The organism is Okeania sp. KiyG1 (genome assembly GCF_014132355.1).
Classification (GTDB): domain Bacteria; phylum Cyanobacteriota; class Cyanobacteriia; order Cyanobacteriales; family Microcoleaceae; genus Okeania.
Genome location: NZ_BLZO01000091.1, coordinates 156,665 through 171,292 on the forward strand (window position 1 = coordinate 156,665; position 14,628 = coordinate 171,292).

General features: G+C 34.9%; 6 protein-coding genes. 2 read left to right on the forward strand and 4 right to left on the reverse strand.

All coding sequences use genetic code 11. The features are described from left to right. Positions 1-55 precede the first annotated feature (55 nt). Positions 56-787, forward strand: coding sequence for a DUF928 domain-containing protein (locus SAGCYANO_RS21320; RefSeq protein WP_202221895.1), 732 nt, complete (start codon positions 56-58; stop codon positions 785-787). Positions 788-1,625: 838 nt separating this feature from the next. On the opposite strand, the gene SAGCYANO_RS21325 is transcribed toward SAGCYANO_RS21320, so the two are convergent. From SAGCYANO_RS21325 to SAGCYANO_RS21335, 3 genes are all read right to left on the reverse strand, one after another. Beyond that, positions 1,626-4,325: a tetratricopeptide repeat protein gene (locus tag SAGCYANO_RS21325; RefSeq protein WP_202221896.1), complete on the reverse strand. Its 2,700-nt coding sequence runs from the start codon at positions 4,323-4,325 to the stop codon at positions 1,626-1,628. 4,881 nt (positions 4,326-9,206) lie between these two features. Further along, positions 9,207-10,589 (reverse strand): CHAT domain-containing protein, encoded by a 1,383-nt coding sequence (locus SAGCYANO_RS21330; RefSeq protein WP_202221897.1) that lies wholly within the window; start codon positions 10,587-10,589, stop codon positions 9,207-9,209. 62 nt (positions 10,590-10,651) lie between these two features. Continuing rightward, the gene (locus tag SAGCYANO_RS21335) at positions 10,652-11,920 is read right to left on the reverse strand and encodes a tetratricopeptide repeat protein (RefSeq protein WP_202221898.1); all 1,269 of its coding nucleotides are present in this window, start codon (positions 11,918-11,920) and stop codon (positions 10,652-10,654) included. A 1,125-nt stretch (positions 11,921-13,045) separates the two neighbouring features. Here SAGCYANO_RS21335 and SAGCYANO_RS21340 point away from each other — a divergent pair. Next, positions 13,046-13,378: a hypothetical protein gene (locus SAGCYANO_RS21340; protein WP_202221899.1), complete on the forward strand. Its 333-nt coding sequence runs from the start codon at positions 13,046-13,048 to the stop codon at positions 13,376-13,378. A 29-nt stretch (positions 13,379-13,407) separates the two neighbouring features. Here SAGCYANO_RS21340 and SAGCYANO_RS21345 read toward each other — a convergent pair whose 3' ends face one another. Further along, the gene (locus tag SAGCYANO_RS21345; RefSeq protein ID WP_202221900.1) at positions 13,408-14,361 is read right to left on the reverse strand and encodes an asparaginase; all 954 of its coding nucleotides are present in this window, start codon (positions 14,359-14,361) and stop codon (positions 13,408-13,410) included. Positions 14,362-14,628 lie beyond the last annotated feature (267 nt).

Consider the following 14,628-nt stretch of genomic DNA (forward strand, 5'->3'; position numbering starts at 1 on the left):
CTCCATAATTCCACCTTATGCTATAGTATTTTCTAAAAAAATATCCCAAAATCAAATGACTTGGCAAACTTATATAGCAAACTTAACAACTATTTTATTTTTAACTACTAACCCCTTTCTCTTAGTAGAAAATACTCAATACAAACCCCAAGAAGATTTAGAATCACCACCCACAACTAAAGCAGGCAAAACTCGCGATTCTAAAAAGTGCCCTCAAGACGATGATTATCCCAATGGTTTATCTTTAACTGCTTTAATCCCCAATCCAGAAATAGATAAAAATAAGGTGCAATTAACAGTAGCAAAATCTCCTCAAATTTTTATGTATGTTCCTCCCACTTCAGCAGAATTAATGCAGATTTTGATTAAAAAGGAAGATGGTGTAACAGATATTTACCGCACAGAACCTATAAATATTCCAGCTAAATCTGGTGTAATAGCTATTAGTATTCCAGAGGCAGAAGCAAAGTTAGAAATTGGTAAAAATTATCGTTGGATTATTAGAGTTATTTGTAATCCCAAGAAAAGAAGAGATGATTTAGTTGCTAGTGGTTGGCTGAGGCGAATTGAGCCTAATTCCAATCTGGCAGATCGACTAAAAAATGCTGAAAAAAATGAATATCCAAGTATCTATGCTAGTAATGGAATTTGGTTAGATGCAGTGAAAAATTTAGCTGAATTACGTTTAGCTGAACCCGATAATTTAGAGTTAGAAAATGATTGGCAAGAATTATTAGAATCAGCAGGATTAAATGATTTAGTTGAAGCACCATTATTAGGAGAGTAGCTCACACGGATTATGCCACGGATATACGAATTAAGAGGTATAATGTAGGGTGCGTTAGGCGTTAGCCGTAACGCACCAATATATATTTTCCAAATCACACAAAGTTAATTATTAAGTAATGCACCAATATATATTTCCCAAATTACACAAAGTTAATTATTAAGTAATGCACCAATATATATTTCCCAAATTACACAAAGTTAATTATTAAGTAATGCACCAATATATATTTCCCAAATTACACAAAGTTAATTATTAAGTAACGCACCAATATATATTTTCCAAATTACACAAAGTATAACGTAGGGTGCGTTAGGCGTTAGCCGTAACGCACCAATATATATTTCTCAAATTACACAAAGTTAATTATTAAGTAATGCACCAATATATATTTTCCAAATTACACAAAGTTAATTATTAAGTAACGCACCAATATATATTTTCCAAATTACACAAAGTTAATTATTAAGTAACGCACCAATATATATTTTCCAAATTACACAAAGTATAACGTAGGGTGCGTTAGGCGTTAGCCGTAACGCACCAATATATATTTCTCAAATTACACAAAGTTAATTATTAAGTAATGCACCAATATATATTTCCCAAATTACACAAAGTTAATTATTAAGTAATGCACCAATATATATTTCTCAAATTACACAAAGTTAATTATTAAGTAATGCACTAATATATATTTTCCAAATTACACAAAGTTAATTATTAAGTAATCTTTGAGGTGCGTTACGCTTTCCTGAAAAATGGTGCGTTACGCTTTCCTGCGGAATGCTGCGCAAACGCTAACACACCCTACTACTACTTCCCTCTTCCTTCTTCATCAAAACCCATTACCAATTAAAATAAATGGCGCCCAATAATAGGGATGATTAAACTCACTATTAATCATAGAAATTTGTGCTTTTTGCACTGCCTCAACTTTGCTTACTCCATTCTTTAAAGCTGCATAAAAATAATTCATAAATTCAGAAGTACCCTGGTCATCAACTTGCCATAAAGTTGCCAAACTTGCTGCTGCACCAGCTACTTGCATTTGATAACCAAAACCCAGAATTTCTGCCCCATTTCCTAACTCTTTCCCTAAACCAGTTTGACAAGCACTCAAAACTACTAATTCTACACCCTTTAAATTCCAATCTTTTACTTCTCGTAAATTAGTGAGATTACCATCTCCAAATAGAATAAAAGATTCTTCTGGATGACCACTGACAAAAGCAGAATGAGTAGCAAAATGTACGATATTATAGCTACCCATATTTGACTCCATAGCTTCTTTAGTAAAAGCATTTCCTAATAATTTTTTAGTTTCAGGAAAAATTTCAGCTAACTTTTCTACCTCTACTCCAGCAAAGGGTAATTTGTCAAAATCAAACTTTCTTTCGGCAACTATAAATTTATAATTACCTTCAGTCAAAGCACCTGCCAAAATCTGAGGATTAATCTCTTCCCTGGGGATAAATTTTATTAAACTAGCAGCAGTAATATTATTAATTTTAAATCTCTCTACCAACCATTTTTCTCCATCATATAACGCTCCTAAAGGAATATAACGTAACTGACCATCCGGTGCATAAATAATAGTTTTCGCACCAGAATTTTTTAGATGAGACTCTATAGGTTTAATCAACCAATTATAGAATTTTAATCCTGCCTTCATAGCTCTATAATCAGAGCGATTTTTATTTCCAACTTTTCTGGTGCTAGTTAATCCCAGTCTAAATTCTAAAAGTGCCTGCTTAAATTCTTCCTGCTTGACTAAAACAGTACGATGTAATGGAGGAGAATTAGGACTTACTAATATTAATTCGATGCGGTCTTCTAAAAGCAAAGGATATAAAACTACTGTATTTTCTTGCTTATGATTTTTTAGTTCAGACTGCAAAGAAGCTAATATCTCAACATTCAGTTTTTGACTACTCGCATTTTTCTTTAACTCCAATACAATATTTGTTACTTCCGGACTATCAATCAAACTCTGAATATCAACCAATTCTGCTGATAAAATATCTGGATTTTTATCCCGATTTTGACCTACAGTATCTATAAATTGGTTATACTTTTTCCATAACTTTTTTTCCATTTCCAGCAGTGGAACTTCCGTAGATTTATACTTATCAGATTCTAAACTTCTAATATACTCAAATATTTCTTGCACCTTCAATAAATCTAGAATTTGATAGGCTTCCATAACACGTTTTTGTTGAAGTAATAAGTCAGCCAAACTACGATATATTTCCGCAACACTTTCTACATAAGACTCCTGCTGCTCTACTGGTAAAACCTTTAAATCCTGACGAATATCTTCAGTAACATTAACCGATTGTTTATAAAAAATTATGGCTAATTCAGGTCGTTCTTTTGCTAATAACTTACCTATATTTCCCAGAGTAATTCTTTCCCCATCCCTGTTTCCCAGTTGTCGATCAATAATTAAAGCATGAGTTAAAAATTGTAATGCTTCAGCATAGCTCCCTGACTCTCGATAAACTATACCAATATTATGAAGAGTAGCCGCTTTACCTTCGCGATCGCCTAATTTTTCTCTTATCTCTAATGCTTGTTGATGAGACTCTAAAGCTAGAGAATATTTACCTTGTTCTCGATAAATTACACCAATATTATCAAGGGTTGTAGCTATGGCAAAACGGTCTTGATTTTCCTGATGAATTTGTAAAGCTTCTTGATAAAATTTTAAAGCTTTCGGAAACTCTTTTAACCGACGATAAACAGCACCAATATTATTTAAAATAATACCTTTTGTTGGAGGGTTAGTCTCTAAAACTTGCCCATAAAAATCAATAGCTTTTTCATATTGACCCAACTGAGAATAGACCAACCCCATATTACTTAAAATTGCCCTAATACTTGCATTATCTTTTTCCTGTTGAGCAATTTCTAAAGCTTCTTGATAAAACTCTAAAGCTTTCAGATACCTACTCTGAGTATCGTAAACAACAGCAATTTCATTTAAAGTGCGACCAACAGCAGCACTATCCTCAAGTTGCCGACGTATTACCAGTGCTTGATTTAAAGATACCAATGCTTCGGGATATCGACTAAGGTGATGATAAACTGTGCCAATATTGTGTAGGGTAGCAGCAATTCGTTCGCGGAGCGGAACAGATGTTCTATCTTGGTCTCCTAACTGTTGACGAATTTCCAGTGCTTGCTGATAATACTCCAACGCTTGCTGATATTCCTGTAATTGCTTATAAACGGTTGCTATACTGTAGAGAGTACTACTAATGTTAAAGCGATATAACTCCGTTCCGCTATCGCGATCGCCTTGTTGCTTACGAATATCTAACACCTGTTGCAAAGTTTCTAAAGCTGCTTCATATTCAGCATTTTGAAATTGTTGTGTAGCTTTCTGGTAAAGTTGTTGTGCTTTTATTTCTAAATTTTCTGGGAGCGAGCGATCGCGCCAGCGAAACGTAGTTTTATCGCTATATTTTGTAGTCTCTTGTATAACTGCTTTTGCATTTATATGCACCTTTTCTGTGACTACAGATAAAGGCAAAAGAAAAAAAATCCCGTACCTATAATTAATCTAAAATATTTCCAATTTATCATTTTATATTGTCTCTATAAATTGATATCTACACTTAACTTATAATATTTCATAACTTATAATATAGCATTTCTCATAAAGATAAGGTACATTTACGATCCCCCATTATCCCCCTTTTTAAGGAGAACGAGTGAAACCTCCCCCCTTTTTAAGTGGTTCCCCCCTTATTAAGGGGGTTAGGGGGGATCTAAAACTGTATCTCACCAATTTGAGAAACGCTATATTTCAACTTTATGCTTCCTTCAAAAACCATTGCCAATTAAAATAAATAGTGCCCAATAATCAGGATGACTATACTCACTATTAATCATCCAAATTTACACCTTTTGCACATCTATAACCTGATTTATTCCCTTTATTAATGCTGTATAAAAATTACTCATAAATTCATAAGTACCCTGGTCATCTACTGGTAAGAGGAGGAGTCAGAAGTCAGGATAAATGGAAATTATAGAAGAGATAGCAGGAATAATCATCCGTTGATTTTTCTGCCCAACTCTTGACCAAAATCCTAAATTTTTGAACCATTACTACCTAAAAACTTATACTTTTTGATACTTAGAAAGGCACTTACCTTTATCTGTAAAGACTTTTAGATTAGATGGGTCTCCCCTAATTATTAATTATTAATTATTAATTATTAATTTTTGAACTTCCTTCTTCCTCAAAAACCATTGCCAATTAAAATAAATGGTGTTCAATAATCAGGATTATTCTACTCACTATTAATCATCCCTATTTGCATCTTTTGCACATCTATAACCTGATTTACTCCCTTTCTTAATGCTGTATAAACATTACTCATGAATTCATAAGTACCCTGGTCATCTACCCTTCTTTCTTTTTCCTTCTTTCTTCCCGAAAAATTGTGGGTATGCGCCTCCCCTTTTAAGGGGATAAAAAAGAAAATATTTTTTATATCAAGGCTCCTTATTGCAGAGGTACTGATAACTGAAGTCCGCAGTTACGACCATAGAAGGCTAACTGAAGGGCGCAGTTCCTCCGGAGGAGGCTAGCTGATAGCGTAGCTCCTCCGCCAGGAGGCTAACTGAAATGACCCCCTCAAAAACCATTGCCAATTAAAATAAATAGTGCCCAATAATCAGGATGACTATACTCACTATTAATCATCCAAATTTACACCTTTTGCACATCTATAACCTGATTTATTCCCTTTATTAATGCTGTATAAAAATTACTCATAAATTCATAAGTACCCTGGTCATCTACTGGTAAGAGGAGGAGTCAGAAGTCAGGATAAATGGAAATTATAGAAGAGATAGCAGGAATAATCATCCGTTGATTTTTCTGCCCAACTCTTGACCAAAATCCTAAATTTTTGAACCATTACTACCTAAAAACTTATACTTTTTGATACTTAGAAAGGCACTTACCTTTATCTGTAAAGACTTTTAGATTAGATCGGTCTCCCTAATTATTAATTATTAATTATTAATTATTAATTTTTGAACTTCCTTCCTCCTCAAAAACCATTGTCAATTAAAATAAATGGTGTTCAATAATCAGGATTATTCTACTCACTATTAATCATCCCTATTTGCACATTTTGCACATCTATAACCTTATTTATTCCCTTTCTTAATGCTGTATAAACATTACTCATGAATTCATAAGTACCCTGGTCATCTACCCTTCTTTCTTTTTCCTTCTTCCTTCCCGAAAAATTGTGGGTATGCGCCTCCCCTTTTAAGGGGATAAAAAAGAAAATATTTTTTATATCAAGGCTCCTTATTGCAGAGGTACTGATAACTGATAACTGAAATGACCCCCTCAAAAACCATTGCCAATTAAAATAAATGGTGTCCAATAATCAGGATTATTCTACTCACTATTAATCATCCCTATTTGCATCTTTTGCACATCTATAACCTGATTTACTCCCTTTCTTAATGCTGTATAAAAATTACTCATAAATTCAGAAGTACCCTGGTCATCTACCCTTCTTTTTTTTCCTTCTTTCTTCCCGAAAAATTGTGGGTATGCGCCTCCCCTTTTAAGGGGATAAAAAAGAAAATATTTTTTATATCAAGGCTCCTTATTGCAGAGGTACTGATAACTGATAACTGAAATGACCCCCTCAAAAACCATTGCCAATTAAAATAAATGGTGTCCAATAATCAGGATTATTCTACTCACTATTAATCATCCCTATTTGCATCTTTTGCACATCTATAACCTGATTTACTCCCTTTCTTAATGCTGTATAAAAATTACTCATAAATTCAGAAGTACCCTGGTCATCTACCCTTCTTTCTTTTTCCTTCTTCCTTCCCGAAAAATTGTGGGTATGCGCCTCCCCTTTTAAGGGGATAAAAAGAAAATATTTTTATATCAATGCTCCTTATTGCAGAGGTACTGATAACTGATAACTGAAATGACCCCCTCAAAAACCATTGCCAATTAAAATAAATGGTGTCCAATAATCAGGATTATTCTACTCACTATTAATCATCCCTATTTGCATCTTTTGCACATCTATAACCTGATTTACTCCCTTTCTTAATGCTGTATAAAAATTACTCATAAATTCAGAAGTACCCTGGTCATCTACCCTTCTTTCTTTTTCCTTCTTCCTTCCCGAAAAATTGTGGGTATGCGCCTCCCCTTTTAAGGGGATAAAAAGAAAATATTTTTATATCAATGCTCCTTATTGCAGAGGTACTGATAACTGATAACTGAAATGACCCCCTCAAAAACCATTGCCAATTAAAATAAATGGTGTTCAATAATCAGGATTATTCTACTCACTATTAATCATCCCTATTTGCATCTTTTGCACATCTATAACCTGATTTACTCCCTTTCTTAATGCTGTATAAAAATTACTCATAAATTCAGAAGTACCCTGGTCATCTACCCTTCTTTTTTTTCCTTCTTTCTTCCCGAAAAATTGTGGGTATGCGCCTCCCCTTTTAAGGGGATAAAAAAGAAAATATTTTTTATATCAAGGCTCCTTATTGCAGAGGTACTGATAACTGAAGTCCGCAGTTACGACCATAGAAGGCTAACTGAAGGGCGCAGTTCCTCCGGAGGAGGCTAACTGATAGCGTAGCTCCTCCGCCAGGAGGCTAACTGAAATGACCCCCTCAAAAACCATTGCCAATTAAAATAAATAGTGCCCAATAATCAGGATGACTATACTCACTATTAATCATCCAAATTTACACCTTTTGCACATCTATAACCTGATTTATTCCCTTTATTAATGCTGTATAAAAATTACTCATAAATTCATAAGTACCCTGGTCATCTACTGGTAAGAGGAGGAGTCAGAAGTCAGGATAAATGGAAATTATAGAAGAGATAGCAGGAATAATCATCCGTTGATTTTTCTGCCCAACTCTTGACCAAAATCCTAAATTTTTGAACCATTACTACCTAAAAACTTATACTTTTTGATACTTAGAAAGGCACTTACCTTTATCTGTAAAGACTTTTAGATTAGATGGGTCTCCCTAATTATTAATTATTAATTATTAATTATTAATTTTTGAACTTCCTTCTTCCTCAAAAACCATTGCCAATTAAAATAAATGGTGTTCAATAATCAGGATTATTCTACTCACTATTAATCATCCCTATTTGCATCTTTTGCACATCTATAACCTGATTTACTCCCTTTCTTAATGCTGTATAAAAATTACTCATAAATTCAGAAGTACCCTGGTCATCTACCCTTCTTTCTTTTTCCTTCTTTCTTCCCGAAAAATTGTGGGTATGCGCCTCCCCTTTTAAGGGGATAAAAAAGAAAATATTTTTTATATCAAGGCTCCTTATTGCAGAGGTACTGATAACTGAAGTCCGCAGTTACGACCATAGAAGGCTAACTGAAGGGCGCAGTTCCTCCGGAGGAGGCTAACTGATAGCGTAGCTCCTCCGCCAGGAGGCTAACTGAAATGACCCCCTCAAAAACCATTGCCAATTAAAATAAATAGTGCCCAATAATCAGGATGACTATACTCACTATTAATCATCCAAATTTACACCTTTTGCACATCTATAACCTGATTTATTCCCTTTATTAATGCTGTATAAAAATTACTCATAAATTCATAAGTACCCTGGTCATCTACTGGTAAGAGGAGGAGTCAGAAGTCAGGATAAATGGAAATTATAGAAGAGATAGCAGGAATAATCATCCGTTGATTTTTCTGCCCAACTCTTGACCAAAATCCTAAATTTTTGAACCATTACTACCTAAAAACTTATACTTTTTGATACTTAGAAAGGCACTTACCTTTATCTGTAAAGACTTTTAGATTAGATGGGTCTCCCTAATTATTAATTATTAATTATTAATTATTAATTTTTGAACTTCCTTCCTCCTCAAAAACCATTGTCAATTAAAATAAATCCTGTCCAATAATAAGGATAATTATACTCATTATTAATCATCCCTATTGGGTGCATCTTATATTTAGAAAAATACTTTTTTCCTATATATTCTCTATTCCCTGTTCCCTGTTGCCTAAAAGCGATAAATTTTTGGCTTTATTCACGCATTGAGATGCACTCTCTTCCTTCTTTCTTCTTCCCTCTTCCTTCTTTCTTCAAAAACCATTGCCAATTAAAATAAATCCTGTCCAATAATAAGGATAATTATACTCATTATTAATCATCCCTATTGGGTGCATCTTATATTTGAAAAAATACTTTTTTCCTATATATTCCCTATTCCCTGTTCCCTGTTCCCTGTTCCCTGTTCCCTAAAAGCGATAAATTTTTGGCTTTATTCACGCATTGAGATGCACTCTCTTCCTTCTTCCCTCTTCCCTCTTCCTTCTTCCCTCTTCCTTCTTTCTTCTTCCTTCAAAACCCATTACCAATTAAAATAAATGGTGCCCAATAATAAGGATGATTATACTCACTATTAATCATCGCAATTTGTGCTTTTTGTATAGACCCAGCCTTATTTTTCCCACTGCTTAAAGCTGTATAAAAATTATTCATAAATTCAGAAGTAGCCCGGTCATCTACTCGCCATAAAGTTGCTAAACTTGCTGCTGCACCTGCAACTTGCATTTGATAACCAAAACCCAGAATTTCTGAACCATCTCCTAGCAGTTTTCCTTTACCAGTATCACAGGCACTCAAAACCACTAATTCTACACCATATAAATTCCACTTTTCTACTTCTCGTAAACTAGCGAGTTCCCCATCTCCATATAATATAAAAGAGTCTTCTGGACTACCACTAACAAAAGCAGAATGAGTAGCAAAATGTATTAAACTATGACTACCCATCCTTAATTCCATAAATTGTTTAGTAAAATCATCTCCTAATAATTTCTTGGTTTGAGGAAAAATACTCCCTAGCTTTTCTACCTCTACTTTCGCAAAAGGCAAACCTTCAAATTCAAACTTTCTTCTGCCAATTGCAAAGCTATAATTTCCTTCAGTTAAAGCACCTGCCAAAATTCGGATATTTCTATTTCTCCTTGGACTTAAATCCATAATACTTGCAGCAGTAATATTATTGATTTTAAACCTCTCTGTCAGCCATCTTTCCCCATCATATAAAGCTGCTATAGGAATATAACGAAGCTTGCCATCTGGTGCATAAATAATAGTTTTCACTCTCTTAGTTTTGAGGTCATTTTCTATTGGCTTAATTAACCATTTATAAAGTTTTAATCCAGCTTTCGCAACTCGAGAATCAAAGGTATTATTAACCTTTCTTCTATCAACTAATCCTACTCTAAATGCAAAAACCATCCGCTCGAATTCTTCCCGATTAACTAACACTGTACGATGAACTGGGGGAGAATTAGCAGTAACTAAGATTAATTCTAGGCGATCTTCTAAAATCAAAGGATATAAGACTGCTGCATTTTCTTTTTTATGTTCCTTGAGTTCACGCTGTAACAAAACCAGCATCTCAGGGGTAAGTTTTTGACTCTTAGCTTTCTTCTTTATTTCTGACCTAATTTCTGTTATTTCTTCACTACGAATAAAATCGTGAATAGCAACTAATTTTTCTAATGAAATATTCTGAGTTTTCTCGTCAGTTTTGCCTATTTTATCTAAGAAATTAGTATATTTTTCTATAAAAATATTTTCCTGTTTTAGCATAATAACTTCATTAGATTTATTATCATTAGGGTTGATGCCTCCCAGATACTCAAATACTTCTTGTACCTTCAATAAATCTAGGATTTGATGTGATTCTATGGCTCGTTTTTGCTCTAGCAATAAATTAGCTAAATCCCGATATATTTCAGTAACAGTACCGTCTAAATAATCCCTTTGTTCCTCTACTGGTAAAACCTGTAAATCTGGGCGGATTTTTTCTGTAATATTAATTGATTTTTATAAAATATTATTGCTAATTCTGGTCGATCATTTTTTGCTAATAATTTTCCTATATCAGCAAGAGTAATTCTTTCTCTATTTTGGTTTTCAAGTTGTCGATCAAGAATTAAAGTATGAGTCAAAAATTCTAGAGATTCAGAATACTTACCGGACTCTCGATACACTATACCAATATTATGAAGAGAGGCAGATTTACCTTCCCGATCGCCTAACTCTTTCCAAATAATTAACGCTTGTTGATGATATTCTAATGCTTGGGAATATTTTTCCTGTTCTCGATAAATTATACCTATATTATCTATAGTTATTGCTATATTCAAGCGGTCTTGATTTTCTTCATAAATTTCTAAAGCTTGTTCGTAAAACTTTAAAGCTTTAGAAAACTCTTCTAAGTGGCGATAAATTGCTCCAATATATGTTAAAAACTTGGCTTTGTTTGAGGGATTATTCTGTAAAATTTTCTGATAAAAATCTATAGCTTGCTTATAGCGACCTAACCTTGAATTAACTAAGCCAAGATTACTTGAAATTGCAGTAAGATTGACATTATCTTTTTCCCTTTTAGCCATTTCTAAAGCTTCTTCATAAAACTCTATAGCTTTTGGATATTTACCTTGGCGATCGTAGATAACACCTATTTTATTTAAAGTACTACTAATAGCAGTAGTATCGCGCAGTTGCCTACGCATTTTCAGTGCTTTATTTAATGATGCTAATGCTTGTGGATATTGACTCAGCTGAGAATAAACTGTACCAATATTATGTAGGATGGCAGCAACTTGCTCTGTATCGCCTAACTGTTGACTAATTTCCAAAGCTTGCTCATAATTCTCTAAAGCTTTCTGATACTGCTGTAGTTGCCGCTCGATGCTGGCCATATTGTAGAGGGTGCTGCCGATCTTGAGGCGATAGAACTCTGTTCCGCTATCGCGAACACCCTGTTGAGTATGAATATCTAGGAGTTGCTGCAAAGTTTCTAAGGCCGTTTCTAATTCCCCATTTTCAAGTTGTTGTTTAGCTTTCTTATCCAGTTGCTGTGCTTGAGTTTGTAGGTTTTCTTGAGTCAGGCGATCGCTATATTTTTTAGTCTCTTCTGCAACTGCTTTTGAATATATCTGCACTTTCTCTATTTTCTCTGTTACTAGAGATGGAGGCAAAATCAAGAAAAATACAGTACCGATAATTAATCTCAAATATTTCCAATTTGTCATTTTCTACCAAATTCATAAAATTTTGCTACATTGAATTTTTTGAGTAGGTGCTAGGTTTAGTTAGGTAAACTCTTATCTTTCTTCCCTTTTACCTAAAACCTAAAATTTTGTACCTCACGCTTTTTGGAAATTGGGCATTGATGATTTCGGCTATGATTGTACTTTAATGGCGATGACCTAGCTATTAACTGGAAACCATTTTATCCCACATTCGGAACTTCAAGAGCGTATCATTAAAAGTAGTATATAAATCTGTAGCTTGGTAGATATTTATACTATGCAAATCATCTCAATTACTTTTTTCGTCGATCAAATTCCTATTAATTATGACTTCTGACTTCTATTGATACCAAAAATCAAAAAAGCCTGATAAATCTTAAAATTTACCAGACTCTTTTTTAGATTATTAACTTTTATGGCGGGAGGCGGATTTGAACCACCGACCTTCGGGTTATGCTTACCACCACAGCTTTCACTGCCTTAATTCTCAACTCTAAGAATTAGTTTGTGGTCTGGACTGTCCCTTTACCCTCAGCTTCTATCAAACTAGAACTGCTAGGGTACTTGCCAACCAGTCTCTACACCTTCTCCTTTTATTTGGAGCTTGGCTCGGGATTACCCCGCTAACGGTTTCCCCGAATTTGACAAGTAATCACATACAAATTTCTTCGTATGCCGCCCCTTACAAGGTATAACTTCAAGCTTAGTGACTAGCGGTGTCTATTTGTGCTTGATTTTGTTTGTCTTACCTTATAACTTGAGCCCGACGAGCTACCAGACTGCTCTATCCCGCGTCGTCTTTAATTAGTATAACCATAACCTCATAAAAATTGCAACCCCTTACTCAAAATATTTTCCAAATTTTTTTCAGGGCCGTCCAATTATATCAAATCCGGTTGAATACTTATCATATAGTTGGGGGAGTAGGGGAGTAGGGGAGTAGGGGAGTAGGGGAGTAGGGGAGTAGGGGAGTAGGGGAGTAGGGGAGTAGGGGAGATTGAAGCATAGTTATAAACATATAGTATATAACCGGATTTTATATTACCGAATAATTAAGGCTTAAAGCCTCTCCTTTAAAGGAGAAACAAGCGGTAGAGGGATTGCGAGGAAACCTGCGCCATATCCATGAGACCAAGAGAAGAAAAAATTGGTAGTGCGTCAAGGAAGTGTGGGGAGGATGGGAAGTTGGTTCCTGTGGGAAGACCCTCGAAAGTAGGAGGAATAATTGTACCTGTATCTTTTTGGGAAGTGTCTCTCACCCGTCCTAACTTTTTAGTCTTAAAGGCTGAAAAATTTGCACCCCATTCGCGACAAAAATGCGCTAAGGCTTTATATCTCAGTGCTTTTAGATTATATTGGCCAGCCCTACTTACTTATCCCACACTTTACGCTCTGCACAACCAAAAAATTTTCATTATTAGTCAATCCTATCCGTTTTCAAGGAGAGGTAATTATTAATTATTAATTATTAATTATTAATTATTAAACTATACCATACACATTTCTCCCATTACTTCCAAACGCTTGACATTACTGAGAGACATATAGTTGTCCGCTAGAGTTTCAGCAATAGTTGGACTTATCCAACCCATCTGAGTTAACAAGTGAATAGCCACTGCATATTTCGCTCGTTTAGCACCATCATTAACCTTTATGGCCAAACCCATCCCTTCACCTACCCGACCAATACATTGCACTCCCTCAGCCCCAGACTTACTAACAATTTCTCCAGCCGTCAAGCGCATCAACTCTGTATCAAAACTTCCCTCTCCCCCAACCATTTCTGGATGATAAGTCATCGCCCTGACAATTCGTTCTAGATCCAAACTATCACCAGAAGCCAGTTTGGCGTACAAAGTTGCCATTTGACTCAATTGCAGCAGATAAGTTGGGGCACCACAGTCATCACGAGCGCCAATAAATTCTACAGCAGGCATTGCCAGTAACTCAGCGACTTTACTAATAATCAACTGCTGAACTGGATGCTTCATCTGTAGGTAAGACTCCATCGGCCAATTTCTTTGTTGACAAACAGCCAGCATACCTGCGTGCTTACCAGAACAATTATATTGCAAAGGACTATTTTTATTGGCAGGAGTTGGACATTGGAGCTTTGATGGGTCAATATCACAACGCCATAAAACGTTAAATACCTGTCTTGCTTGCTCTATTGTACCTTGATGGGAACTACAGATAATGGCCAAATCTAAGTCAGTTAAGTCATAACGTTCTAGAGTACCTGTAGTAGTAACTGCTAAAGCTTGAAATGGTTTGAGAGCTGAACGGACAAATGTGGCAGTATCTGCATTTCCGGCCACAGATAACACTCGACCTCTATGGTCGCACACAGTGGCCTGAACTTGGTGAATTGATTCAACGATACCTTCTCGGAGTAGTCTGACTTCTAGTTGCGAAGTTTGTGTTCTTTTTCCCCTTGTCATTTCAGTTATCAGTTATCAGTTATCAGTTATCAGTTATCAGTACCTCTTCAATAAGGAGGCTTGAAATCTGGAATATTTTCTAATCAAAATTACTATAGCAATCCTATTTTATTTGTGTATAAAAATCTTACCGCTTTTAGGGAACAGGTAACAGGTGGAAGTTTCAGTTTTTTTTTATCTACTTTTTGATTACCCGCAACTTATTTAGGATTGCTGTATAACTTTTTTTCAGCAATTAACAATTAATAATTACCTCTCCTTAAAAGA

Bases quoted from the DNA above. Each gene is read 5' to 3' on its own strand.
- SAGCYANO_RS21340 (WP_202221899.1), top strand. From the start codon at position 13,046: ATGAGACCAAGAGAAGAAAAAATTGGTAGTGCGTCAAGGAAGTGTGGG.
- SAGCYANO_RS21345 (WP_202221900.1), bottom strand. From the start codon at position 14,361: ATGACAAGGGGAAAAAGAACACAAACTTCGCAACTAGAAGTCAGACTA.
- SAGCYANO_RS21320 (WP_202221895.1), top strand. From the start codon at position 56: ATGACTTGGCAAACTTATATAGCAAACTTAACAACTATTTTATTTTTA.
- SAGCYANO_RS21335 (WP_202221898.1), bottom strand. From the start codon at position 11,920: ATGACAAATTGGAAATATTTGAGATTAATTATCGGTACTGTATTTTTC.